The sequence below is a fragment of the Vibrio sp. D173a genome (genome assembly GCF_030248475.1).
In genome coordinates this window covers 1-25,891 of sequence record NZ_JAHGAH010000210.1, presented here as the reverse complement: position 1 = coordinate 25,891, position 25,891 = coordinate 1, and the positions used below count along the sequence as shown (strand labels likewise).

Annotated in this window: 21 protein-coding genes and 5 pseudogenes; 7 read left to right on the top strand and 19 right to left on the bottom strand. The window is 46.1% G+C overall.

Going from position 1 to position 25,891, the window contains the following annotated elements:
• Positions 1 to 115: 115 nt before the first annotated feature.
• The 4 genes from menB to KIV40_RS19980 are packed head-to-tail and all read right to left on the bottom strand — an operon-like array spanning position 116 to position 4,812.
• Entirely contained in the window at positions 116 to 982 is an 867-nt protein-coding gene (gene menB, locus KIV40_RS19995) for a 1,4-dihydroxy-2-naphthoyl-CoA synthase (protein ID WP_041853218.1), read from the bottom strand.
• Between the two features lie 26 nt (positions 983 to 1,008).
• A complete protein-coding gene (menH, locus tag KIV40_RS19990; RefSeq protein ID WP_285350925.1) occupies positions 1,009 to 1,803 on the bottom strand; it encodes a 2-succinyl-6-hydroxy-2,4-cyclohexadiene-1-carboxylate synthase in 795 nt (264 codons plus the stop codon).
• Complete coding sequence (gene menD / locus KIV40_RS19985) at positions 1,790 to 3,508, bottom strand: 2-succinyl-5-enolpyruvyl-6-hydroxy-3-cyclohexene-1-carboxylic-acid synthase (protein ID WP_012127319.1); 1,719 nt, start codon at positions 3,506 to 3,508, stop codon at positions 1,790 to 1,792. The genes menH and menD overlap by 14 nt, the downstream gene beginning before the upstream one ends.
• A complete protein-coding gene (locus KIV40_RS19980; RefSeq protein ID WP_012127318.1) occupies positions 3,505 to 4,812 on the bottom strand; it encodes an isochorismate synthase MenF in 1,308 nt (435 codons plus the stop codon). Before KIV40_RS19980 ends, menD begins: the two co-directional genes overlap by 4 nt.
• Positions 4,813 to 5,028: 216 nt before the next feature.
• On the opposite strand from KIV40_RS19980, the gene KIV40_RS19975 reads away from it, so the two are divergent.
• The 3 genes from KIV40_RS19975 (at position 5,029) to KIV40_RS19965 (ending at position 8,250) form a co-directional block, all read left to right on the top strand.
• On the top strand, positions 5,029 to 6,243 hold the full coding sequence (locus tag KIV40_RS19975; RefSeq protein WP_012127317.1) for a pyridoxal phosphate-dependent aminotransferase: 1,215 nt from the start codon (positions 5,029 to 5,031) through the stop codon (positions 6,241 to 6,243).
• An 84-nt stretch (positions 6,244 to 6,327) separates the two neighbouring features.
• Positions 6,328 to 6,912, top strand: a complete 585-nt coding sequence (gene yfbR / locus KIV40_RS19970; protein ID WP_041853219.1) for a 5'-deoxynucleotidase — start codon at positions 6,328 to 6,330, stop codon at positions 6,910 to 6,912.
• A 3-nt stretch (positions 6,913 to 6,915) separates the two neighbouring features.
• A complete protein-coding gene (locus KIV40_RS19965; RefSeq protein WP_012127315.1) occupies positions 6,916 to 8,250 on the top strand; it encodes an anti-phage deoxyguanosine triphosphatase in 1,335 nt (444 codons plus the stop codon).
• A gap of 19 nt (positions 8,251 to 8,269) precedes the next feature.
• Here KIV40_RS19965 and KIV40_RS19960 read toward each other — a convergent pair whose 3' ends face one another.
• The gene (locus tag KIV40_RS19960) at positions 8,270 to 8,887 is read right to left on the bottom strand and encodes a tRNA-uridine aminocarboxypropyltransferase (protein WP_021017860.1); all 618 of its coding nucleotides are present in this window, start codon (positions 8,885 to 8,887) and stop codon (positions 8,270 to 8,272) included.
• 3 nt (positions 8,888 to 8,890) lie between these two features.
• Here KIV40_RS19960 and rrtA point away from each other — a divergent pair, with 3 nt between their 5' ends.
• Positions 8,891 to 9,442, top strand: a complete 552-nt coding sequence (rrtA, locus tag KIV40_RS19955; RefSeq protein WP_285350921.1) for a rhombosortase — start codon at positions 8,891 to 8,893, stop codon at positions 9,440 to 9,442.
• 146 nt (positions 9,443 to 9,588) lie between these two features.
• On the opposite strand, the gene KIV40_RS19950 is transcribed toward rrtA, so the two are convergent.
• The 7 genes from KIV40_RS19950 to tig form a co-directional block, all read right to left on the bottom strand.
• Complete coding sequence (locus KIV40_RS19950; RefSeq protein WP_012127312.1) at positions 9,589 to 9,876, bottom strand: helix-hairpin-helix domain-containing protein; 288 nt, start codon at positions 9,874 to 9,876, stop codon at positions 9,589 to 9,591.
• 145 nt (positions 9,877 to 10,021) lie between these two features.
• Positions 10,022 to 11,881, bottom strand: coding sequence for a peptidylprolyl isomerase (ppiD, locus tag KIV40_RS19945; RefSeq protein WP_012127311.1), 1,860 nt, complete (start codon positions 11,879 to 11,881; stop codon positions 10,022 to 10,024).
• A gap of 214 nt (positions 11,882 to 12,095) precedes the next feature.
• Positions 12,096 to 12,368, bottom strand: a complete 273-nt coding sequence (locus KIV40_RS19940; protein WP_012127310.1) for an HU family DNA-binding protein — start codon at positions 12,366 to 12,368, stop codon at positions 12,096 to 12,098.
• A gap of 191 nt (positions 12,369 to 12,559) precedes the next feature.
• Positions 12,560 to 14,911 carry an endopeptidase La gene (lon, locus tag KIV40_RS19935; RefSeq protein WP_285350918.1) on the bottom strand — a complete coding sequence of 784 codons (2,352 nt, stop codon included), beginning with the start codon at positions 14,909 to 14,911 and terminating at the stop codon, positions 12,560 to 12,562.
• Between the two features lie 130 nt (positions 14,912 to 15,041).
• Positions 15,042 to 16,322, bottom strand: a complete 1,281-nt coding sequence (clpX, locus tag KIV40_RS19930; RefSeq protein WP_005430932.1) for an ATP-dependent protease ATP-binding subunit ClpX — start codon at positions 16,320 to 16,322, stop codon at positions 15,042 to 15,044.
• 71 nt (positions 16,323 to 16,393) lie between these two features.
• A complete protein-coding gene (gene clpP / locus KIV40_RS19925) occupies positions 16,394 to 17,020 on the bottom strand; it encodes an ATP-dependent Clp endopeptidase proteolytic subunit ClpP (RefSeq protein WP_005430931.1) in 627 nt (208 codons plus the stop codon).
• A gap of 106 nt (positions 17,021 to 17,126) precedes the next feature.
• Positions 17,127 to 18,434, bottom strand: a complete 1,308-nt coding sequence (tig, locus tag KIV40_RS19920) for a trigger factor (protein WP_012127308.1) — start codon at positions 18,432 to 18,434, stop codon at positions 17,127 to 17,129.
• Between the two features lie 524 nt (positions 18,435 to 18,958).
• On the opposite strand from tig, the pseudogene KIV40_RS19915 reads away from it, so the two are divergent.
• The 3 genes and pseudogenes from KIV40_RS19915 to KIV40_RS19905 all read left to right on the top strand — a co-directional run.
• A pseudogene (locus KIV40_RS19915) lies at positions 18,959 to 19,650 on the top strand (cache domain-containing protein); the annotation flags it as partial.
• A pseudogene (locus tag KIV40_RS19910) lies at positions 19,646 to 19,741 on the top strand (sigma-54-dependent Fis family transcriptional regulator); the annotation flags it as partial. The pseudogenes KIV40_RS19915 and KIV40_RS19910, both read left to right, overlap by 5 nt.
• A 78-nt stretch (positions 19,742 to 19,819) precedes the next feature.
• Positions 19,820 to 20,002 carry a hypothetical protein gene (locus KIV40_RS19905; RefSeq protein ID WP_012127307.1) on the top strand — a complete coding sequence of 61 codons (183 nt, stop codon included), beginning with the start codon at positions 19,820 to 19,822 and terminating at the stop codon, positions 20,000 to 20,002.
• A 37-nt stretch (positions 20,003 to 20,039) separates the two neighbouring features.
• Here the strand turns inward: KIV40_RS19905 and KIV40_RS19900 are convergent.
• The 7 genes and pseudogenes from KIV40_RS19900 to KIV40_RS19870 form a co-directional block, all read right to left on the bottom strand.
• Positions 20,040 to 20,207 (bottom strand): annotated as a pseudogene (locus tag KIV40_RS19900) (TRAP transporter large permease subunit); the annotation flags it as partial.
• A pseudogene (locus KIV40_RS19895) lies at positions 20,207 to 20,356 on the bottom strand (C4-dicarboxylate ABC transporter); the annotation flags it as partial. The pseudogenes KIV40_RS19900 and KIV40_RS19895, both read right to left, overlap by 1 nt.
• A gap of 215 nt (positions 20,357 to 20,571) precedes the next feature.
• Positions 20,572 to 22,032: a protein adenylyltransferase SelO family protein gene (locus tag KIV40_RS19890; RefSeq protein ID WP_285350913.1), complete on the bottom strand. Its 1,461-nt coding sequence runs from the start codon at positions 22,030 to 22,032 to the stop codon at positions 20,572 to 20,574.
• A 183-nt stretch (positions 22,033 to 22,215) separates the two neighbouring features.
• The gene (locus KIV40_RS19885) at positions 22,216 to 23,031 is read right to left on the bottom strand and encodes a sugar transporter (RefSeq protein ID WP_285350911.1); all 816 of its coding nucleotides are present in this window, start codon (positions 23,029 to 23,031) and stop codon (positions 22,216 to 22,218) included.
• A gap of 168 nt (positions 23,032 to 23,199) precedes the next feature.
• Positions 23,200 to 23,283: pseudogene (locus KIV40_RS19880) on the bottom strand (GlyGly-CTERM sorting domain-containing protein); the annotation flags it as partial.
• A gap of 290 nt (positions 23,284 to 23,573) precedes the next feature.
• Entirely contained in the window at positions 23,574 to 24,941 is a 1,368-nt protein-coding gene (locus KIV40_RS19875) for a TrkH family potassium uptake protein (protein WP_285350910.1), read from the bottom strand.
• A complete protein-coding gene (locus KIV40_RS19870; protein WP_005430853.1) occupies positions 24,938 to 25,600 on the bottom strand; it encodes a TrkA family potassium uptake protein in 663 nt (220 codons plus the stop codon). Before KIV40_RS19870 ends, KIV40_RS19875 begins: the two co-directional genes overlap by 4 nt.
• Between the last annotated feature and the right edge of the window lie 291 nt (positions 25,601 to 25,891).

Here is a 25,891-nt window from a genome sequence, read left to right as displayed (position 1 = left end):
TAATGCCGTATATTCTGAGCTTTTTTAACGAGAGAACTCGCTAGTCTCCCAGAGGGCGAGACGCTCAGGACGAAAAACGAAACAGAGGAGCACAAAGGCTCCTCTTCTATACGGATTATGGGTTACGAGGGAACTTGTCGAAGTCTGGGCGACGTTTCTCGTTGAATGCGTTACGACCTTCTTGGCCTTCATCTGTCATGTAGAACATCATAGTCGCGTTACCCGCAAGTTCTTGCAGACCCGCTTGACCATCACAGTCCGCGTTCAATGCAGCTTTCAAGCAACGCAGTGCCATTGGGCTGTGTTGCAGAACTTCACGACACCAACGAACAGTTTCTTTCTCTAGATCCGCTAGTAGTACAACTGTGTTTACTAGGCCCATGTCTACCGCTTCTTGAGCGTTGTAGAAACGACATAGGAACCAGATTTCGCGTGCTTTCTTTTGGCCTACGATGCGAGCCATGTAAGATGCTCCCCAACCGCCGTCAAATGAGCCCACTTTAGGACCTGTTTGACCAAATTGAGCGTTGTCAGCAGCAATCGTTAGGTCACACATCATGTGCAGTACATGACCACCGCCCACTGCCCAACCAGCTACAGATGCGATCACTGGTTTTGGACAAGTGCGAATATCACGTTGGAAGTCCAATACGTTTAGGTGGTGCGTACCTTGGTCGTCTTTGTAGCCGCCGTAGTCGCCACGGATCTTCTGGTCACCGCCAGAACAGAATGCGTCTTCACCTAGACCAGTCAGAATGATTACGCCAACACCTGAGTCATAGCGTGCGTCTGCTAACGCATCAATCATCTCTTTTACCGTTTGAGGACGGAACGCGTTACGTACTTGAGGGCGTGCAATGGTGATTTTCGCGATACCATCTTCAGATTTGTGGTAGTGGATATCCTCGTATTTGTCGCCGCAATCTTTCCATTGAACTGGAGCGTAAAGTTCTTCTTCAGAAATGCCTACTGTTTTAGCCATGGTGATTCCCATTGTTCTCGTTGCTCTCACTCAAAGTGAGAATGAATTATTTGATCAACTTGCATCGCAAATCGTTGTGGTTGCTCTTGATGGACGTTATGTCCAGCCCCCTCAATTTGTCGATACGCCAACCCGCTTTTCTCAGCCAGTTGACTAAATTTTTTGTCTTTTTCGCCGCAGAGGTAATAAAGCGGAACTGATTGTTGCTGCAATGCTGGCAACAGATAAGATTGCTTCGCCAATGATGTCGCAATCAACATATTCGCCACCGCTGAACCAAGATTAGCACTTCGTTTCGCCACCAATGTTTGTCTTTGCTCATGGTTTAGTGAAGAAAAGACCAACTGTTGGTACCAATCGTTCAAAACACAGGCAAGAGGCTCAGTTTTGAAACGCTTAGCCCAGCGTGAATCGTTATCGAATCGTGCCTGTCTGTCTGACTCGCTTTGAAGCCCAAAGTTTCCTCCTTCAACAATGGCACCACAAATATTGGGTTCTGGAAAACATTGGTGAGCAAGGCCATGCATAGCAATGCGTCCACCCATTGAGTAACCAATCAGGATAAGTGGTTGTTGCGAAGTAAATAGTAAAGATAGTGCGGAATTGAGTAATTTGCAGCAATCATTCAGATCGCTGCAAAAAATAGATTGGCTGTGTCCATGACCGGGTAAGTCAATCGTTACTCGGTCATACTGAGGTAAAGCGCTCAAGCACTGTTGCCAATCCTCGCCACTGCCAAGCAAACCATGTAAAAACACCAGGGTAGGCAAAATGCCACCTTGGTGCTTTTCCGTTGCTGGGAAGCGCTCAGAATAGAGCATGCAAATTCTTATCGAAGGATTTTAAATGCTCGACAGCTTGGTTCGATGGCGTTTGCACTTCGACCACCAATGCGCCCTGCCCTGAAGCAAAATGTTCGGAAACCAAGGATTGGTATTCCGCTAACGAGCTTGGCTTCCGATACTGCAAACCGAACTGTTTCGCAGCGTGCTCAAACTCGTAACCATGAGGCATTTGGTAGAACGACTCACGATGTTCCTGCGGCACTGGCAACAAATCAAAAATCGCACCGCCATCATTATTGGCGATCACCAAGACCGAAGGGAGCTCACTGTGCGTAAACAGTGCCAACGAGTTCAAGCCATATAACGCAGAAGTGTCGCCAATAAACATCAACATCGGATTATTCCGCGCGCGTTGTACACCACTTGCAGTAGCAAACAGGCCATCAATGCCAGACGCTCCACGGTTAGTGAAAACCTCTGTGTTATCAAGCTTACCGAACATGTCGATTAAACGAACAAACAAACTATTGCCGACAAACAGATCCACACCTTGAGCGCGCTCGGCAACATCAATCGCCAATGCAATTTCACTTAACTCACTCTTAGGATCCGAAATAAACAGCCCTTTGGCATGCTGCGTGACCTGCTTGATGTCCGCTGCCAACTTATCTGCCCAGCCAGCGTGTTCTGATGAGAAACCCGACGTGCGTTCTACCCAAGCGCTAGGTTGCTCAGCCCAGTGCCATTGAGGTAAATGGCTCTGGTTGTCACGGTCTAACCGAGGAGAGACAAACCAATATTGTGTATCACCACCCTGCTGGTTGCGTGATACATGCTTCTCTAGCCAATGGTTAAAACGTTTAGAAATGATTCGGCTGCCAAACTGAACAATCAAATCACAGTCATCAAGCTGACTCGCCATTCTTGGATTTTGCAGCCATAAATCGAAATGTGCCCAATCTGAGCTCACACCACTTTGTGGGTCAGCCAGTACTGGCCATCCCATCTGCTCAGCAAATGTACGTGCCGCTTGCGCTTGAATCAAAGGCAAGCTGCCGATGACTACCAAGCCTTTGTTGTCACCACAGCTTGGTATTGCACTGCTGGTTTTTGGATTGAAGCGTTGGCAATATGTGACTTTGCTGTCTCTCCAACCGGCAACGGTATCAAGGTAACCCTGATAGGTACTCTTGTCTGTGTTGGAGTACAAAGGCTCTGGAAACGCACAGTTAATGTGTACCGCACTGCCTCTTAGGCGTTGCGTAAACATCACCTCATCGACAGAAGTCAGTAGCCAATTTAGAGGTGTTGATAGTGTTGGGCTCGGCAGATTTAAACTGTCTGACACATGTTCGGCGAAGATGCCTAACTGATTAATAGCTTGGTTTGCACCGCAACCCACCAGTTCAACCGGACGGTCTGCAGTTAGCACCACCAGCTTTTCACCCGTCAGTTTTGCTTCTGCAATCGCAGGTAACAAGTTCGCCACCGCTGTACCCGATGTAACAATCAGCGCCACTGGTTCTTTACTTGCTTTAGCAAGTCCCAGAGCCATAAAGCCCAAGCCACGCTCATCAAAGTGCGTGTGAATGGTAAAATTTGGGTTATCTGCCGCCTCGACCGTTAAAGGTGTGGAGCGAGAACCGGGTGCAATACAAACGTGATTCACACCAAAGCGGTTCAATTCTGTCAGGATGGTTTCAGACCAAATGCGATTTAAAACAGCTTGATCTACACTCATGATGCAACCCCAAGCGGCGGGTGGTCTGAAATAAGAGAAAGTAACGTCGACATTTTTTTATCTAACTCGGCCCATTCGTGTTCTGCAATGGAGCCAGGAACAATACCCGCGCCAGCAAACAGTTGTACTTGGTCACTCAAAACCAACGCACTTCTTATTGCGACGCAAAACTCTGCACGCTCATGGCTAATATATCCCATCGAGCCTGCATACCAGCCGCGTGCAAACGGCTCGTTATCCAATATAAATTGCATCGACGCTTTGCGCGGTAAACCGGCCACGGCGGCGGTTGGCTGTAAAGCTGAAAGCAATTGAACACCGTTGATGCCCGCTTTCAGATCCGCATTAATACTACGCTTAAGATGTTGGACCTTTCTCAGACGAACCAATCGAGGCTCATTTTCTACCTCAACACGCTCCGAATGCGGTGTTAACCGATCAATGATGTCATCCACCACATATTGGTTTTCGTTGAGGTTCTTAGAATCTTGCGACAACCAGTTCGCCAGCTCCATGTCTTGCGTCGGATTGTCACCGCGGCCGATCGTGCCAGCCAACGCTTCCGTGTGCAGCTCATGCCCCACTCGCGAGTAAAGTCGCTCTGGCGTCGAGCCCATAAAGCTGTGCTTGCTGTCTAAACTCAGCAAAAAGTGAAAGCTGTGATGGTTATTTAGGTAGCTCGCTTTAAGAAGCTGCGCAGCAGAAAGTGTTGAATCCAACATAACTGTCGATTTGCGAGCCAGAACCACTTTTTTAAACTCATCGTTGTCGATGCCTGTGAGCACCTTTTCGACCAACGCGTTCCATTCAGGCTGTGTTGGCGCATGATCAATTGAGCGAATATGGGATGAAATTGGCGCAAGACTATGCACGCCACATACCAACTTTTTCAAGCCTGCTAATGTACGTGTTTTATCTTCTGAGATATTCACCGCGAGTGACCATTGCTGATCAAATCGAATCAGCTCGATTTGCGGTAGAAAAAAGAAAGAAGGCATGCAGCGACGATTCTTCTCGTGCTGACCATCGAAAGAGCGACCACCCCACACGCGTTGGCCTTCGCCAAGGATCATATAAGCTGGGCCGGGCTCAACAAATGAATGGAGCTGACCCAGGGCAACAACTTCTTCACGAGTATCACGGGACTGCCAGTAAAACTTGGGAAAAAGTGGTTGTGCTTCAAGCCAGTCAATAAACGCGAAATTGGGTTTCTCGCTGAGTGGCTCGACTAAACGTGTTTGATCGCCTTCCGTTTGCTGAACTCGCTCGATAATTCTCTTTACGGCTTGATGGAACTGTGACAAATCAACCTCGAAATTTGTGAGGATTAAGGAAACTGACGGCTACTCTAAGTTTAGACCCAAAGCAAATCAAGATCCTACAGTATTTTTTCTTTGACTCTGAAAGGAAGTATAAACAAAACTCGACCACAAGACGGATAATTTTCGGATTTATATTCTAATAAAAAGCAAATTATTGTATTTTAATAAAGAAATAAATGATTTTTTAGGAATTATACAATGCAAAATATCGAGATGTCGTCGAAACTCGATAATGTCTGCTACGACATTAGGGGTCCTGTACTCAAACATGCTAAACGCATGGAGGAAGAGGGGCATAAAATCCTAAAGCTAAATATTGGCAACCCCGCCCCATTTGGCTTTGACGCCCCTGATGAGATTCTAGTAGATGTCATCCGCAATCTACCGACTTCTCAAGGTTATTGTGATTCCAAAGGTATCTACTCTGCGCGTAAAGCTGTCGTGCAGCATTACCAGCGCAAGGGCATTCGTTCGCTCGATGTTGAAGATGTCTACGTAGGTAACGGCGTTTCAGAGCTAATCGTGATGGCAATGCAAGCGCTTCTGAATAACGGTGACGAAATGCTGATCCCAGCACCAGATTACCCCTTGTGGACTGCATCTGTTGCGTTGTCTGGCGGTAAGCCTGTTCATTACCTATGTGACGAAGCCGCAGACTGGTATCCAGACCTAGAAGACATCAAAAAGAAAATCACGCCAAAAACACGCGGTATTGTTCTGATCAACCCGAACAACCCAACGGGTGCTGTGTACAGCCGCGACTTCCTGTTGGAAGTGATTGAGATTGCACGTCAGCACAAACTGATGATCTTCGCCGATGAAATCTACGACAAAGTGCTTTACGACGGTGCAACACACACATCAGTTGCAACACTAACCGACGACGTATTGGTGATGACCTTCAACGGCCTGTCGAAGGCGTACCGTGTTTGTGGCTTCCGTGGTGGCTGGATGTTCCTAACTGGCCCTAAACATTTAGCACAAGGCTACATTAACGGTCTTGAACTGCTGTCTTCCATGCGCCTGTGTGCTAACGTGCCAATGCAACACGCAATCCAAACCGCATTGGGTGGCTACCAAAGCATTAACGAGCTGGTCCTGCCAGGTGGCCGTCTGCTTGAGCAACGTAATCGTGCTTACGAACTGATCAACCAGATCCCTGGGGTTTCGTGTGTGAAGCCAAAAGGCGCGATGTACTTATTCCCGAAAATCGATACCAAGATGTACAACATCAAAAATGACCAACAAATGGTGTTGGACTTCTTGAAACAAGAAAAGGTCTTGTTGGTTCAGGGTTCTGGCTTTAACTGGCCGAAGCCCGATCACTTCCGTATCGTAACTCTACCTCACGTAGAAGATCTCGAAACCGCGATTGGTCGCTTTGAACGATTCTTGACGACCTACAGCCAGTAGTAATTAGTGCTGATCTCTCATATGCTTAGAGGAGCTCCTAGTGAGCTCCTTTTTTTTGTATCAGAATCAAAATTGGAGACAGCAATGAAAGAAAGCCATTTTTTCGCCCACTTGGCACGAATGAAGCTCATCCAACGCTGGCCCTTGATGCGCTCGGTATCACCGGAAAACGTTTCTGAACACAGCTTGCAAGTCGCGTTTGTTGCTCATGCCCTCGCCCTAATCAAAAACAAAAAGTTTAGCGGCAACTTAAACCCTGAACGCATCGCTATTCTCGCTATGTACCACGATTCCAGTGAAGTCTTAACGGGTGACCTTCCAACCCCAGTAAAGTATTACAACCCAGAAATTTCCAAAGAATATAAGAAGATAGAAGCGGCAGCTGAGCAAAAGCTGTTATCTATGCTGCCAGAAGAATTCCAAGATGATTTTGCGCCCTATTTGTTATCGCACTCTGCGCACGAAGAAGATGCATTGATCGTCAAGCAAGCAGACTCTATCTGCGCATACCTTAAATGCCTCGAAGAGTTGAGTGCTGGCAACCACGAGTTTGCCTTGGCTAAAAAGCGTCTCGACATCACACTGCAAGAACGCAAAACCCCGGAAATGGAATACTTCCTTTATACCTTTGCCCCAAGTTTTGAATTATCGCTGGATGAAATCAGCTAATTGATGGAGAGAAAAGTGTCGTTTGAATTAGATGCCTTATGGCAAGAGCGCCATGATGATGAGCACAAGATCCGTCGTGACGATCATCGTAGCCCCTACCAACGAGACCGAGCTCGTATTCTGCACTCGGCTGCCTTCCGTCGATTGCAGGCAAAAACTCAAGTCCATGGAAACAGCTTGGAGGACTTTCACCGTACCCGATTGACTCACTCTCTCGAAGCTGCGCAATTGGGTACGGGCATTGTGGCTCAACTTAAGAAGAAACAGCCTGAGTTTCGAGACCTTCTACCGTCTGACAGCTTGATTGATTCACTCTGTTTGGCGCACGATATTGGCCACCCACCCTATGGCCATGGTGGCGAAGTCGCGCTGAACTACATGATGCGTGAGCATGGTGGCTTTGAAGGCAATGCCCAAACCTTCCGCATCGTCACCAAGTTAGAACCCTATACCGAGCACTTTGGCATGAATTTATCGCGCCGAGCCTTACTCGGTCTGATCAAGTACCCAGCCTTGCTTAGTCAAACTCGCGCGGTTTGCCTGCCGAAACCAGTCGAGCACCAGCGCAAATTGAAAGCCAAAGACTGGAGCCCCGCAAAAGGCATTTACGACTGTGATAAAGATTTGTTCGATTGGGTCATTGCACCATTAACCGACAACGACAAAGCCTTGTTAAGCCAAATGCGCTGTCGTCCAGAATCGGATTTTGAGCACTGTAAAACACGATTCAAATCGCTCGACTGTTCAATTATGGAGCTTGCAGACGACATCGCTTATGGCGTGCATGACTTGGAAGATGCAATTGTGCTAGGAATGGTCACTCGTCAGCAATGGCAAGAAGGCGCAGCCAGTCAATTGGCCGATTGCGGCGATGCGTGGTTTGAAGAGCACATTGGCTCAATTGGGCAAATGCTGTTTAGTGGTAAACATCATGAGCGTAAAGATGCGATTGGCGGCATGGTCAATGCGCTGCTGACCAGTATTTCAATCAAGGTCGTAGATGAACCTTTCAGCAACCCCTTGTTGGCTTGGAACGCGTGTTTAGAACCACAGATGGCAAAAGCACTTGAAGTACTCAAACACTTCGTTAGCAAGTATGTAATTCAAGTACATCAGGTTCAGATTGTTGAGTACAAAGGGCAACAAATCATTATGGATTTGTTTGAAGCGTTAAGTGCGGATCCTGAACGCTTACTTCCGACACATACCCAAGCATTGTGGCAAGAGGTGGCTAACGAGAGCGCGAAAATGCGTGTGATAGCGGATTACATCTCGGCGATGACCGATGGCCACGCACAAAAGCTGCATCGACAGCTTTTCTCCTCAATCGTCTTATAGAGAGTGCTCCACCGGTTCTCTACTCGCCTTTCAGATAGTTCTTTTCAAATACGCCCGGAGGCATCTGGGCGATTTGAAATTCAATCATCTTCTCAAACGCCGTTAACAAAGGCGTGAAATCTTTCCCAGACTCCATCAGGCTCAGTGCATGAAAGCCGGCTTCCACGGTAGATAAGCTGTTGTTCGATGGTGCCTTACGAATGGTGTAATGACCTTGCAGATCCTCTGGCAGTTTCACTGTTGGAATGGAGTGCAAGTTGGTCGAAAGTTGCCACATTTTGTAGGCTTTCTTCCAAGTACCATCGAGTAAAATCAACCGTGTTTTCTTATCTGCCACCTCTCCAGCCATCGCCAACTCTGAAAGGCACAACGATTGTTCTGAAGGGTAAAGAATGAAATGTTGATAAGTGTCATCCTCAAGCAACACATTCAAGGCCTCGGTATCTGAAAAGTCTTCTCCGATCAAACAAGTACAATGAACTAGGCTCAAATTGAGAATTCGTGCCGTACCAAGAGGACGATTTTCTTCACTCATATGCTGAAGGATGATAAGTTCAACCTCGTTTGCTAGCGGTACAATCCATTGGCAAATACATGCTTTGCGCGATTTTCCACACTGAGAACAATAACGAGACATAGAGTGAACCTTTTTACATTGCTGAGCATCATCAGCGTTATCTGTTTAATACTGCAATTCGAACCAATGGCAAGCCTAACCGAATGGCACGCCTACAATATACGCCACGGCGAATGGTGGCGAATCGTAACAGGAAATCTCACGCATACCAACTTTGCTCACCTCGGGATGAATCTCGCTGGTTTATGGGTGATCGGGTTTATCTTCCGCCCTACCGTGCGTAATTTCACCATCGTATTTCTCGTTTTGTGTACCTTCGTTGGTGCAATGAACTTGTTCACCAATATGTCGGTTTACGTCGGGCTGTCTGGTGTGCTGCACGGCTTATTCGGCTTCTGGGCGCTGGCTGAGGTTTTCGACGGTAGAAGAAGCAGTTTAGTGCTAGTAGGCGGTTTAATTACTAAAGTCGCTTGGGAGCAGTTCTACGGCCCTTCAACAAGCACTGCGGCAATGATTGGGGCTCGTGTGGCGGTAGATGCTCATCTGTTTGGTGCAATAGGTGGTTTGAGTATGGCTTGGTTAGAGAAACTGACCCATCGTCGTATCTTTGGCTAAAGATTAGAGAATTGAAAGCCAGCTCACCACTACTCTGTAAATAGCCCCAAAAAAGAGTAAAAAAATCCCGAACCAGTAAAGAGGCTTGGTTCGGGAAAGCAGTAATTAGGAAACAAAAACTTTGCTTTTAATGGCAAGAACGTCGATTACAGCAGGATGCGGTCTTCGTTCTTCTTCACAGTCGCCTCACCGATGCCTTTCACCTTTGTAAGATCCGCAGCGGTTTTAAATGGGCCGTGCTCGTTGCGATACTCAACAATATCTTGCGCTTTCTTCTCACCAATACCATTAAGTAGCGTCGCAATCTCTTGTGCAGTGGCAGAGTTAACGTTAACCGTAATCTCAATACCTTCATACTTATCCGCTTTAGTCTTTGTTTCCGCCCAGCTCATCGGCGCGAGTATCAATAAGCACAGTGTTAACATCCATTTCATTTGAGCAATCTCCCTTGAGTAGTTGTATCAGAACGAAAACTACTCTAGTCAAAGCGCTGTTTGTATAGAAGTTTCTTCAGATAAAAATAAAACGGGCCGCTAATGCGACCCGTTTTAGTTAACATGCAAATTACATCAGTAATGCTTAGTTGCTCACAACAAAGTACTCAATGTCAGTGTTTGCGCGCAGTACTGCAATTACCGAAGTAAGATCTTGTTGAGACGAAGCACGTTGCATTTGCATCGCAACTTGCTCTTCTAGCGTACTGTCTAGCTCTGCGTGTACCGCATCAAGCTCTATAACCACAACGTTACCGTCTAGATCTTTAGATTGACCGTATACAGGCTTGTCACCTTCAGGTTTCGCCATAGCGAATACTGTTGCAGCGAGTGGAGAACGACGATCAACAGAATCTTGCTCACCAAACGCTAGGTTGTTTTCTGCAAGAATGTCTTTGTTGCCATCTTTCAGAGCCGCGACAACTTTAGTACCTAGTTCAATTGCACCTTGCTCACCTTTAACGCGAGACAGTTCAGCAACCACTTGGTCTTTCACGTCAGCAAGAGGAAGAACCGTCTCGTCACGAGCATCTTCAACACGAACGACGATGATGTGCTCTGGCGCCACTTCGATAGCTTCAGAGTTCAGACCATCTTCTTTCACTTCTGGGCTCAAGATTGCTTGCATTACCGCTTGGTTCTTAATAACCTCAGGCGCATCAACTTGAGAGATGAAGTCCGTTGTCTTCACTTTCTGACCAACGGCTTTAGAAGCATCGTCTAGAGAATCTGGGTATTCAAACGCCACTTTCTCAAGTTCGTTTTGCAGTTCGTAGAATTGATCAACCGCTTTCTGGTCAACCATTTCTTGTTTGATTTCAGCTGCTACTTCAGAGAACGGCTTAGCAACCGCACCTTTAAGCTCTTCTAGCTTGATGATGTGGTAGCCGAAGTCAGACTTCACTAGACCTGTGATATCACCAGGGTTCTTAAGTGCGAATGCTGCCTCTTCGAATGCAGGATCCATCACGTCGCGTTCAATCCAACCTAGGTCACCGCCGTTTTCCGCGCTACCAAAGTCGTTTGATTTTTCTTCTGCTAGTTTAGCGAAGTCAGCACCACCGTTTAACTCGTCAAGAATCGCTTGTGCTTTCGCCTCATCATCACCCTCAACAAGGATGTGTGCTACGCGACGCTGCTCTTCTGTAGAGTATTTGTCTAGGTGCTCATCGTAGTATTTCTTAACGTCTTCGTCAGAAATTTGGATTTGCTTCTTAAGCTCGTCAGCTGAAAGCTCAATGTAAGCAACCTTAACTTGCTCAGGACGAGTGAACATTTCTGGGTTTGCTTTGTAGTAGTCTTGAATTTCTTCGTCAGTCAGATCTACCTTCTTAGCAAACTCATTCAAATCGATAGTGATCGTGCGAACGTCACGAGTCTGAGTGAACAATTTACCTTCAGATTGAACTTCGCCAGGTAGAGTGAATTCACTGGTTTGTAGTGCGTTCAACAGTTGCTCACGAACCAATTCACGACGCATGTACTCAGCAAAAGAATCTGGAGAGAAACCTGCACGACGCAGAGATGCTTGGTAGATCTCTTGGTCGAATTTCCCGTTCGATTGGAACTGAGGCATATCTAGAATCATGCTACGTACCTGAGCATCGCTAATGCGCAGGCCAAGTGCCTCTGCTTGTTGGTCAAGCAGCACGTCATTGATCATACGATCTAGAACAGATTTGCGGAAAGATTCAACGTATGCAGGGTCAGCCAGCATTTGAGAGAAGTAATCACCCAATTGAGCTTGCATGCGGTTACGCTCATTTTGGTAAGCCATCTCGAACTCACCACGAGCAATCTCGGTGTTACCTACTTTCGCCGCTGCGTTGTTGTTACCACCAACGATGTAGCTTCCTACACCAGCAAATACGAAAGAAAGGATTATAAGTCCAAGGATAATTTTGACCGCGATGCTATTCACGCCTTCGCGTAGTCGATCCATCATAATTTAACTGCTCTCCACAATTGAAGCCGACTGCTTCTAATAGAAAATGTAATGTCGCGATAATATCAGAAAAAGAAATGCGCATCAGTAGGATGCGCATAATTTAAGAAAGTTCGGCTCTTAGTTTGTAAATTTTTGTTCAAATCTGACTGTTTGGACAAAAATCATGCAACGGCCGTTCGCTGAACCAGATCAGCGTCATCGACGCAAAAAATTAGTTACAAGCGTCTTTTAGAGCTTTACCAGCTTTGAAAGAAGGTACTTTAGCTTCCGCGATTTGGATTTCATCACCAGTTTTTGGGTTGCGGCCAGTGCGCGCTGCACGAGTACGGACGCTGAATGTACCGAAGCCAACAAGAGCAACTTGATCACCAGACTGAAGCGTACCACTCACTGCATCGATGAATGCGTCTAGAGCGCGACCAGCTGATGCTTTAGAGATGTCTGCGTTTTCTGCGATTTGTTCTACTAGTTGAGTTTTATTCACTGTGATTTCCCCTTTGTGTCATCTGTGATTATTTTTGTGATGACTTTCGTTCCATAATTAAGAAAATATGCTTCGCCCCTTATCCTTCAAGGGCTGCAAGCTTTCAAACTTAACTTAGCCTCCAAAAAAAACGCTGACAAGCCTTTTTAGGCCTATCAGCGTAAAGTTTTACTTATTTTTGCTACACATCACTATTTTTGAGACTGAAACTCAACGCCCGTCGGGTCTCGCTCTAGTGCAACTTTCAGAACTTCGTCGATCCACTGTACTGGGATAACCTTCAGATCTGCGATAACATTTTCTGGAATCTCTTCCAAGTCACGCTCGTTGTCTTTCGGAATCAGTACTGTTTTGATGCCACCACGGTGTGCCGCAAGTAACTTCTCTTTTAGGCCGCCGATAGGTAGCACTTCACCACGTAGGGTGATTTCACCTGTCATACCTACTTCTGCTTTTACCGGGTTACCCGTCAAGCTAGAAACTAACGCAGTACACATTGCGATACCCGCACTTGGGCCGTCTTTAGGTGTTGCGCCTTCTGGTACGTGCACGTGGATGTCACGCTTCTCGTAGAAGTCTGAGTTGATACCCAGCTTTTCAGCTCGTGAACGTACAACCGTCATTGCCGCTTGGATCGACTCTTTCATTACGTCGCCAAGAGAACCAGTTTGCGTCAGCTTACCTTTACCAGGCATCGCTTCCGCCTCAATCGTTAGTAGATCGCCGCCAACTTGTGTCCAAGCTAGGCCAGTTACTTGGCCAATACGGTTGCTGTCATCTGCTTTACCAAAGTCATGACGTTGAACACCTAGGTACTCTTTCAGGTTGTCCATTGTCACCGTCACTGACTTCAAGCTTGTATCAAGTAGGATGTTCTTCACTGCTTTACGGCAGATCTTAGAAATCTCACGCTCTAGGCTACGTACACCCGCTTCACGCGTGTAGTAACGAATAATGCCAATGATTGCCGAATCTTCGATGGTAATTTCGTTTGGTTTCAGACCGTTACGCTTCACTTGCTTATCAACAAGGTGACGTTTGGCAATGTTTAGCTTCTCATCTTCTGTGTAACCAGAAAGACGAATCACTTCCATACGGTCAAGTAGTGGACCCGGAATATCCATCGAGTTAGACGTCGCGACGAACATTACATCAGACAGATCGTAATCTACTTCTAGGTAGTGATCGTTAAATGCATTGTTTTGTTCTGGGTCTAGTACTTCTAGCAATGCTGACGATGGGTCACCACGCATATCTGAAGACATCTTGTCGATTTCATCCAGAAGGAACAGCGGGTTTTTCACGCCAACTTTAGACATCTTCTGAATAAGCTTACCTGGCAATGAGCCAATGTAAGTACGACGGTGACCGCGGATTTCCGCTTCATCACGCACACCACCCAGAGCCATACGAGTGTACTTACGGCCTGTTGCAGCTGCGATAGAGCGACCTAGCGATGTTTTACCCACACCAGGAGGGCCTACAAGACAAAGGATTGGACCTTTCAGCTTGTTGATACGGTTTTGTACCGCTAAGTACTCAAGAATACGTTCTTTCACACGCTCTAGACCGTAGTGGTCTTCGTTTAGAATCTCTTCTGCTTTCGCAAGGTTCTTCTTCACTTTAGAACGCTTGTTCCAAGGCACGCTTACCATCCAGTCGATGTAGCTACGTACCACTGTCGCTTCTGCAGACATTGGAGACATCATCTTAAGCTTTTGCAGCTCTTGTTCTGTCTTTTCACGTGCGTCCTGAGGCATTTTCGATTCTTCGATCTTTTGCTTCAGTGTTTCGAACTCATCAGGTGCGTCTTCCATATCGCCAAGTTCTTTCTGAATCGCTTTCATTTGCTCATTCAGGTAGTACTCACGCTGAGATTTTTCCATCTGCTTCTTAACACGACCGCGGATGCGTTTCTCTACTTGAAGAAGGTCGATTTCTGATTCCATCTGGCCCATTAGGAACTCAAGACGCTCAGTCACATCAACGATTTCAAGTACTTGTTGTTTGTCCACCAGCTTAAGAGGCATATGCGCTGCGATCGTATCTGCTAGGCGCGCCGCTTCATCAATACCACTTAGTGAAGTCAGTACTTCTGGCGGGATCTTTTTGTTCAGTTTGATGAAGCCTTCAAATTGGTTGATCGCACTGCGAACAATCACTTCTTGCTCACGCTCATCAAGCTCTGGCGTTACCACAAACTCAGCCTCAGCAAGGAAGAATTCGCTTTCTTTGAAGTGGTTAATCTTAGCGCGTTGCTGACCTTCAACCAGCACTTTAACGGTGCCATCAGGTAGCTTAAGAAGCTGGAGAATGGTTGCTACCGTACCTACTTCAAATAGGTCGTCAACCGTCGGCTCGTCAGTGTCAGCTTGCTTTTGTGCCACAAGCAGAACTTGTTTGTTTGTTTCCATCGCCGTTTCTAGACAGCTAATCGATTTCTCGCGACCAACAAACAATGGAATGACCATGTGCGGGTAGACCACTACGTCACGTAGAGGTAGTACCGGGATCTCGATACGCTCGGAACGTTCCAAGTTCATATAATTCTCTCTTCCGCTTTCACGTTTAACGTATTACATAAGGCAGTATATGGGGTCTAATTATTTGGATTCAATAAGAGAAATAAAAAAAGGAGGTAATTACTTACCTCCTTTCTATTCATGGCTGAATTTATTCTGCTCCAGCGGCCTGATTGTCGGCGTTGCTGTATATGAGCAATGGTTCTGATTCACCGTTAATCACTGATTCATCAATCACGACTTTACTTACGTCCGTCGCTGATGGCAGTTCATACATGGTTTCCAGCAGAACGCTTTCTAAGATTGAGCGTAGACCACGAGCACCTGTTTTACGCTCCATCGCTTTCTTAGCGATCGCACGAAGCGCATCTTCACGGAACTCAAGTTCTGCGTCTTCTAGTTCGAACAATGCTGCGTATTGCTTAGTCAGTGCGTTCTTCGGCTCACATAGGATCTGAATTAGCGCTTCTTCATCAAGCTCAGTCAGTGTTGTTGTTACTGGTAGACGACCGATGAACTCAGGAATCAGACCGTATTTCACTAGATCTTCAGGTTCTACCTGAGTAAATAGTTCACCGACTGTTTTGGTTTCGTTCTTAGAGCGCACTTCTGCGCCAAAACCAATACCTGTGCCTGTCGCTACACGCTGTTCAATCACTTTATCTAGACCAGCAAATGCACCGCCACAGATGAACAGGATCTTAGACGTGTCCACTTGTAGGAATTCTTGCTGTGGATGCTTACGACCACCTTGTGGTGGAACCGATGCAACCGTACCTTCGATAAGTTTTAGTAGCGCCTGCTGAACACCTTCACCAGATACGTCGCGCGTAATTGATGGGTTTTCAGCTTTACGAGAAATTTTGTCAATTTCGTCAATGTATACAATGCCGCGTTCAGCCTTCGCTACATCGTAATCACATTTTTGCAGAAGCTTCTGGATGATGTTTTCAACGTCTTCACCAACGTAACCTGCTTCGGTTAGTGTGGTAGCGTCAGCCATTGTAAATGGAACATCCAGGAATCGAGCTAGCGTCTCAGCAAGCAGTGTTTTACCACTGCCCGTTGGACCAATCAGAAGGATGTTACTTTTACCAAGTTCCACACCTTCGCTCGTCGTATCACCATTGCGTAAACGCTTGTAGTGGTTATATACCGCAACTGCGAGCACTTTTTTCGCGTAATCTTGTCCGATCACATAGTCATCAAGGTGTTCACGGATCTGTTTTGGCGTTGGTAACGCTTCAGATTCTTTCTTAGGGAGAACATCCTTGATTTCTTCGCGAATGATATCGTTACATAAGTCGACACACTCGTCGCAAATGTAAACTGACGGACCTGCGATTAGCTTGCGAACTTCGTGCTGACTTTTGCCACAGAAAGAACAGTACAGCAATTTGCCGCTGCCACTTTCTTTGCTTTTATCTGTCATTCGCTAACCTCTTAGCCTTTACTCTTTATGAATGAGTGTATATCAAATTTAGCCAAAATGCGCTGGCTAAATTACTCGCCGCGGTGGCTCAACACTGCATCCACAATACCGTATTCTACTGCCTGATCTGCCGACATGAAGTTGTCGCGATCGGTATCGCGCTCAATCACTTCAAGAGGCTGGCCAGTATGTTCTGCTAATAGGTTGTTTAGCTTCTGCTTGATGGTCAGGATTTCCTGAGCATGAATTTGAATATCAGAAGCTTGACCTTGGAAGCCACCTAGTGGTTGGTGGATCATCACACGTGAATTAGGCAGAACGTAACGCTTACCTGGCGCACCACCTGCAAGCAGGAACGCACCCATAGAGCAAGCTTGACCCATACATACTGTGCTTACATTTGGCTTGATGAATTGCATGGTGTCGTAGATAGACATACCTGCTGTTACACTGCCACCTGGTGAGTTGATGTATAGGAAAATATCTTTATCTGGATTTTCAGATTCTAGGAAAAGTAGTTGAGCCACGACAAGGTTTGCCATGTGGTCTTCCACTTGACCAGTTAAAAAGATCACGCGCTCTTTAAGTAGGCGTGAGTAAATGTCGTAAGAGCGTTCGCCGCGGGAAGTTTGTTCAACCACCATTGGCACTAGCGCGTCAATAATTGGCGACATTGCGTTTTTTTCTTGGTAGCTCATATTCTTATGTCCCTAAAATAAATGGCCCGGATGATGATGTATCATACGGACCATTGTTAGCAGAATAATCGACGTTAAGTCAACCTTCTACGCAAGATATTGCTTATTAAGCAGCAGGTTGTTGTTGGTTAAGTAGCTCGTTGAAGCTTACTTCTTTCTCAGAAACCTGTGCTTTAGCGATGATCGCGTCGATAGCTTGCTCTTCTAGAGCAACGTTACGCATGTTGTTCATCATTTGCTCGTTTTGCTCGTAGTAAGCAATAACTTCTGATGGATCTTCGTAAGCAGTTGCCATTTCTTCGATTAGCGCTTTCACTTTCTCGTCGTCAGCTTTTAGCTCTTCAGACTTGATTACTTCGCCTAGTAGAAGACCTACAACTACGCGACGTTTAGCTTGCTCTTCGAATAGTTCACGTGGAAGCTGTGCAGCTGCTTCTGGGTTACCACCGAAACGTTGTGCAGCTTGTTGACGTAGAACTTGGATTTCTTGGTCGATAAGTGCAGCTGGTACGTCGATTTCGTTTTGCTCAACTAGACCGTCGATAGCTTGCTCTTTGATGCGGTTCTTAACAGCTTGCTTAAGTTCACGCTCCATGTTCTTACGAACTTCAGCTTTAAGTGCTTCAACGCCACCTTCAGCAACACCGAACTTAGAAACGAATTCGTCGTTTAGTTCTGGTAGTTCACGAGCTTCAACTTTGTTCACTTTGATTGCGAACTTAGCCGCTTTACCTTTTAGGTTTTCAGCGTGGTAATCTTCTGGGAAGTTTACGTCGATTTCGAATTCCATACCTTTAGTTTTGCCTTCGATACCGTCTTCGAAACCTGGGATCATGCGACCTGCGCCCATTTCTAGTGGGAAGTTCTCAGCTTTACCGCCTTCGAACTCTTCACCGTCGATAGAACCAACGAAGTCGATGCTTACGCGCTTACCAGCTTCTGCAGCTTCTTCAACTTCAGCCCAAGTAGCTTGTTGCTTACGTAGAGTTTCGATCATCTCTTCTACGTCTGAATCGTTAACTTCAGTTGTTGGTTTTTCAACAGTGATGCTGTCTAGGCCTTTTAGCTCAACTTCTGGGTAAACTTCGAAAGTTGCAGTGAATACTAGATCTGCGCCTTCGTTGTTTTCAACTGGAGCGAACGTTGGTGCGCCAGCTGGGTTGATTTTCTCTTTTACGATCGCTTCGATGAAGTGGCGTTGCATAACTTCACCAAGAACGTCTTGACGTACTGCTTTACCGTACATCTTAGCAACCATTTTTAGAGGCACTTTACCTTTACGGAAACCATCGAAACGACGGTTTTTAGCGATGTTGCGTAGTTCAGCTGTTACAGCATCTTCGATGTTTGCAGCTGGAACAGTAATGTTTAGACGGCGCTCTAGGCCCTCTAGCGTTTCAACAGTAACTTGCATTATATATAAACCTCTAAAGTGGCTCGGTCTTCCCGAGCTTATGAGCGAGACTCTTTGAGTTCACGCTTCATCCTTGTGTAGTGTCCTGTCCGAACACCTAAGTTAAAACCGAGTATCGATGCTGGAAACCAACACCGGACTAATCAGTGATATCCTCAGCAAACGCAAAAGGTATCTCCTATTAGCCTCAGGACAGAATTTTTAGACGCGACATTCTAGCGATCTGTCGCAATCCTGTCGAGCCAATAGCCACTATGTGGACATTGTCTGCGCTAAATTCTCGAATACGGACTCAATTTTTACGAAAAATGCCCTTTTAGCATCGCTTCGCCTCAGCCAGCATATCTAGAATGGGGACAATAGCGACTTTTTCAAGAGAATCGACAGCTTTTTTTATTGAAAAACCTAAAAAGAGATCTTGCTCTTGTTTTACTCCACAGAGTTGGAAACGAAATCCCTATTCATCTCTACAAACTATTAACATTTTCTTACGTGGTAAAAACAAGATGTAAAGGAGCACAAGGATGTTGCAAAAAAGTCGTATTCTACTGATTTTTTCGTCTTCTATTTCCTTTGTGCCTTCGTTGGTGGGCATTGGGTTTGGCAAGCCAGCTACCAATCTTTGCTCGATAAACATCAATCCCAGTTAGAGCGGTTCTCCAGCCATATTCAGAACAAGTTAGATAAGTACGCGCACATCCCACACCTGCTCTCCAAAGACGAACCTTTGGTTGAAGCCCTACTCAATCCAGCCAACAGTGCCCAACTGGAAATCACTAATCGATATTTAGAATCGGTCAACAATGTCATTGCCGCTTCAGACACTTATTTGATCGACAAATGGGGCACGACGATCGCCGCCAGTAACTGGCGCAAAGCGCGTTCTTTTATCGGCCGCAACTTTGCTTTCCGTCCCTACTTCAAACAAGCGATTGTCGGTCAGCGTGCTGAGTATTAAGCCCTCGGTTCTACTTCAGGAAAGCGCGGTTGCTACTACTCCTACCCAATCGTCTATGCCGGGGACGTGCTTGGTGTCGTGGTGGTCAAAATGGATTTAAGCAAGATAGAAGATAATTGGCAACACCCTAAAAGCGTCCTTGTTGCGAGTGACCCAAATGGCATTGTGTTTATGAGTAGCCGGAGTGACTGGCTATTCAAAAGTTTACAGCCACTCGACGATCCAAAAACTGCAGAGGTTTGGGCTAGCCGCCAGTATCAAACAGACCATGGAACAATTGAATGTGCCTCGAAAAACTCTGTACGACAAAATGCAACGTTATCAGATAGATAAGGATCTATATAAATAAAACGCAGTTTGCGGTTTGTCGTTATATCCAACTTGAATCATACTTTTTTATAACAACGAAAAGACGGCTTAAACGGATATGACAGAAAAGATCAAAACCCCCGTGATCACCGATACTGTGATGGTTGACGGGCATTATCAAGAAGAGAGGCGTTCTGGGGAAGACAGGCGTAAAAACAAAAAGAAATGGCTCGGTTACGAGCGTCGAGTGAAACCGGACCCAAGAAGGCCAGCCTATAAATCCATAGATGAAGAGGTATGAATAGTCACACCTCTTTTGTCTTTGTGGCTAAAAACCATTACTTAGTGATGATTTCTGGCCCCATCAATGTCGTTGGCAACCAAGTCGATACCCAAGGCACGTAAGTGACGATAATCAGGAAGAGGAACATCACCGCCACCCATGGCAGTGCCGCTTTCACCACATTCATCATCGACATCTTGGCCACACCAGCGGTCACAAATATAATGAAGCAGCAGTGCCTTTTGGGCGTTTGTCTGTATTGATTACGTGACTGAACTTGATCACTGTTTCACCAGGGTCACAGTTTGCGGCAGCGTTAAAGCTAGTAATAGCCAGAGCAGAAACAGACAGTAGAGTTAGAGGCTTAAACATTATTATTCTCCTTGTTGAATCACATCCCATCCTTTCCATGAACACCTAAGTGGGTAGAAGGTGATGGGTACGGATGTTCAACAAGGAGCAAGTTACAGACCAAGTCGATTACTTATTACTATTCAGTAACTTAAATAAAAATAAAAAATTATTGGTGAGGATAAGGGGTTAAATCCACCCACGAGAACAAGCTCAATGGGTGGGAAATGACACATTTACGATGAACAGCTGATTTCCATTTTCTTACCCCACTCGGGCGGCAACTTGGTATAATCATCAAACTCGGGCTGTTCATCATAAGGACGCTTTAATAGCTCAGCCAGTCGGTTTACTTCACTAAAGTCTCCCTCCTCTGCCTTATCAATGGCAATTTGAGCTAAGTAGTTACGTAGGATGTATTTCGGATTCGTTCGACGCATCTTTTCACAGCGAGTTTGTGCTGATACGCACTCGTCTACTTCTAACTCACAACGAGCGAGATATAAGTCTACCCATGCACTTGCCGCTTCTCGATCAATAAACAAATCAATCACAGCTTGAGGCGATTTAACGTCGAGGTTAGACAACTCACGAAAGAAGCGAGTGTAGTCAGCTTTGTTTTGGTTCAACAGTTCAAACATGGCTTCGAATAAGCGGCCGTCTTCGTCCACCTTAGTGTGAAGACCGAGTTTGGCACGCATCAACTCACTGAATTTTTGACTCAGACGCACTTCAAACTTCCCTAGTGCAGCCTCAAGATCTTCTCTTTGTACAAGAGGCGACAAGGAGTGCGCCAAAGCAGAGAGATTCCACAGTGCAATACGCGGTTGCTGTTCAAAGGCGTAACGACCTTGGTAATCCGAGTGGTTGCAGATGTAATTAGGATCGTAGTCATCGAGGAAGCCAAACGGCCCGTAATCAAAGGTTTGTCCTAGAATCGACATGTTGTCGGTATTCATTACACCATGGGCAAAACCATAAGCTTGCCAGTACGCAATCATCTCTGCGGTTTTCTCCACAATAGACTCGAACATGGCTGCGTATGGCTTCTCAGCTTCTGAGCACTCAGGGAAATGCCATTCAATCACTTTGTCTGCCAGCAGCTTTTGCTCGGCTAATTGGTTGGTGTAGAAGAAGTGCTCGAAGTGACCAAAACGGATGTGCGTTTCGGCAACACGAATCAATAGTGCGCCATATTCCGTCTTCTCGCGATAGACGGGCGTATCGCTGTCCATCATACCCAACGCTCTAGTAGTGGGAATGCCAAGCCCTGCCATGGCCTCACTGCACAGATATTCGCGGATCGTAGAACGCAATACCGCTCGGCCATCGCCCATTCGAGAATAAGGGGTAAGACCGGCCCCTTTGAGGTGAATGTCGAACCAAGTGCCATCTTGGTGCTGCATTTCAGCGAGCAGCAAACCACGGCCGTCACCCAAGTCCGGGTTGTACACACCAAATTGATGACCCGCGTACTTCATTGCCAGAGGAGCAAATGGCGCAAATTCTTTTTGTCCTGCAAACACATTCAGCAACTCTTCGTTCTCGGCTGCAGGTAAACCAAATTGCTGTGCAAACTCGCCATTCCACACCACCCAGCGAGTGTTATCTAAAAGCTGCGGCGTAACATAGGTAAAAAATGCCGACGGCAGTTCACTGAATCGATGGGTAAAATTCACACCTTCCCAAACGGACATAGCAGTTCCTTAATAAACGACTTCCTAACCAACAGTATAAGCTGTGTGTAAGGTCACCTTCAGCCCCGAATTATTCATGGGTATTTACGATTAACGAAGAGGTTTGAGTTATTAGGAGAGAAAAAGAAGTTGGAAGCATGCCCCACGAACCATCGGCAATCATGGGGCAAGTATGAGTTTCAATTAACCACGAAACTCATAAGCATCGCTTTGAGAGTCAGGCACACCTTTGAATTTAGCGCGCTCAATATTAAGAATCGTTCGGTAGCTTAAAGACAAAAGTGCTATTTGGTAAGCGCCAAAAATACCGAAGATCACACCAGACACAACAAATGCCAATATGTGATTAAACTCGGCAAAAATGAACTGGTTAACAGCGCCAACTAATAGAGGGATAAGCCCCATCAAGACAAATATCTGCTTGTTATAAGGCTTGCTCTGTCTCCATGCGTCATCAAGGCTTCTAGGTTCAAGATCTAGCGCCGTCGCTGGCAAAACTAACGACCAACGCGAAAGGATCCAATGACCTGGGATACTGGCAAGTAAGGTAATGATAGTGAAAGTTAACTCACTCGCTTCTCCACCTTCTGCCGCATACAAAAAGGTGACGATGAATATAGGAAGCGCCAATGTAAACATCATCGACAAACCAAACAAAATCCACCAGCCAATAAAGCGCAGCTCGCGCATCGATAATCGCATCACATCTAGAGCAGAATGCATGTACTCATGTGCAAGGTAGATACGATGGATACGTACTACCGCCATTGCCGCGACCAGTGGATACAGCAGAAAAGTTGTCACAAAGAAGCCGGCACCAACGCTGGAAAAGTCAGGTTCTTGCGATCCTTGAACCAAGGCTCCTTGATATTGAGTAATAAATATCGTGTGAACCACGATCAAAGGAATACACGCTATTACAATCGCGAGTAAGTTTGCCCTGACCATGCCCACAGCCTCTTGGCAAATAGAAGCAACAGAAAACGAATTATCAGACATAAAAATATCCTTACTTTTATAAGTATCTAGCCATAGACTACGCCTCAAAAATAGACAGCGCGTAAAAATAAAAGTGAAACTCATCTCATACTAAAAAGATTGATGAGTTTATCGTTGGAACAAGAAATAAGAACAAAGCCACTCGAAGGAGTGGCTTTGAGATATCGATTAAGCGCGACGACGCCAGCCCAACAGTGCTAACAGCATTAACGCCCAGTAAGAAACACTGCCTCCGCCGCCTGAGCTAGCGAAGTCATTGTTGAAGTCAGAGTCATTCGATAACACATCAATCATGATGCTCTTACCTTACTCCAAACTACGGCTCCATGAGTTCAATGCGCAGATAACGCATTTCATACGCAAACAAAACAACAAGTTGCACATAATAGAGCTATCGAATACTACAGATTTCAATCAATATTGAAATACTATCGCCACAAATAAATAGAAATTATGCTCATTTATTTGATGAATTTATAAAAAACGCGAGAGGCGGTTAAACCACACTCTCGCGTAATCGTTTTTTGATGATTAACCGGTTATTAACCAGTCAAGACATTGTCTTCTGGGTACTTGATCAGAGTTGGCTCAGGACGCGCTAGCATATACGCCAACGTCAAAGGTCCGATACGTCCGATTATCATCACCACAATCATGATGTACTTACCCGGCTCCGACAATTCAGCCGTTAAACCAGCGGTAAGGCCAACCGTTGCAAATGCAGAAATGGTCTCGAACATCACCTTATCGAAGGCCGCTTTCTCCGTGATCATCAATGAGAACATTGCGGTCGTTAGGATAGCGCCACTGACCACAATGATGGCCAGCGATTTCGTCACCGTTTGCCAGTTTACTGTGCGCTTGAAGATCACCACATGTTTCTTCTGGCGTAAGAATGCCCATGTCGCCATAAATGCCACAGCAAAGGTCGATACCTTAATACCACCACCCGTTGAGGTAGAACCCGCACCAATCAGCATCAACACAATCATTACCAACAAAGCTGGCTGGGTAAACTGAGCCAAATCGACACTGTTAAAACCCGCTGTTCGCGCACTGGCTGATTGGAAGAACGCCGCTAGCCACTGCCCTGCCACAGGTAAAGATTCCATTGTGTTTGGGTTATGCCTCTCCAATAACCAGAACATCACAGTACCAACAGCCAGCAGCACTGGCGTGGCAATGAGCATGATTTTGGTATGCAGATGCAAGAAGTGGAAACCTCTGCGCCAATGCAGCCATAAATCACCAATGACCGTAAAGCCCAAACCGCCGAAGATAAACAAACCCGCTAGTGTAAAAATAACCACTGGATCATTCACAAAGCTCATCATGCTATCGGAGAAGAGTGCAAAACCGGCATTATTGAAGGCCGAGATAGAATGGAACAGCGCATAGAACATGCCCGTTTGCCAGCCCATTTCTGGCACCCAGCGAAACGAAAGGAAAAGAAAACCAATCGTCTCAGCAATCAGTGCGAAGATAACGATTTTCTTCACCAGCTTACGCAGATTTACTTGGTGATCTTGACCCAAGGCATCTTTGGCTAACGCTTGTTGTCGAAGGCTCAAACGAACCCCAAACATGTAAAGCAGGACAGCAGAGAGGGTCATTTGCCCTAACCCACCAACTTGCATTAAAAACATCAGCAGAATTTTACCTGCCAAAGTGAAGTGCTCACCCGTATCCACCACACCTAGGCCGGTCACACTGATGGCCGAGGTTGCGGTAAATAATGCATCGGTCAGTGACAAACCGGTAACAGAGAACACTGGTAGCGTGAGCAGTACAGCAGAAGGCAATAACACACCGAGAAAGCTCAGCAATATAATGCGCGGTTCGCCACCTTTCGCTTTATCTCGTTTGCCATCTGGGACGTAAAAAACGCCTCTCTGATGAAATTGCTTCATAGTGATTTCAACTTGCTCGCAAGTTTATCTTGAGGACCAACGACAATGATGAGGTCGCCGATTTCTAATGTGGAATTCAGGTCAGGCGCTTTGGTGATCTCAGGGCCACGTTTAAAGCCCAGCACTTGTACGCCTTCGACTTTACACAAAGCCAAGTCGCCTAGGGTTTTACCCATCCAGCGCGAGCCAATGACAAACTCCGTCATCGCTAGGCCGCTGCCAAGTGGGTGGAACTCAAGTACGCGTTTATCAAGCATCTTACGCGCAACACGAATCCCCATATCACGCTCAGGCATGATGATGTGGTCTGCACCAATTTTTTGCAGCACGCGTGCTTGGAAACGATCGTTCGCTTTGACCCAAACCGATTTCACGCCCGCCTCTTTCGCAATCAGCGTCGCAAGAATGCTGGCATTCACATCGGCACCAATGGCAATCATAACCATGTCATAGTCGTCAAGTTTGAGTTCAGCTACCGTATCTTCTTGAGTACAGTTTGCCACGATAGCTTGACTCACGAACCCCGCCGCCTCTTTCACTCGGTCTTCATTGATGTCTACCGCCAAAACCTGTGAGCCGGAATCCTGCAGTTCTTTACAAACAGCCAAGCCAAAACGACCCAGACCAATTACCGCAAATTGCTTATCACCCGTTTTCATTCGTGCCTCATTTATGCGTTGAATAGCAGGCGCGAAAGTCTGCGCCTATTCCTCACCATCTGCAAACAAGACGACAAAAAATTGACAAAACCCTAACTCAGACTTTCGCACTCCATGTCTGTAAAGCGTAAGACACAATGATTGGGTTTTCCTAATTATTCGCAAGTAAATCAAAAGAATAGCCACCAAGTTCACACTTAATGCGGGGTTATATTCATCGTCCATTCAAAACCGCTGCTTTTAGCCAGCAAACACCAATTCGTCTGCCATGGAAAGCATGTATACCCAAGT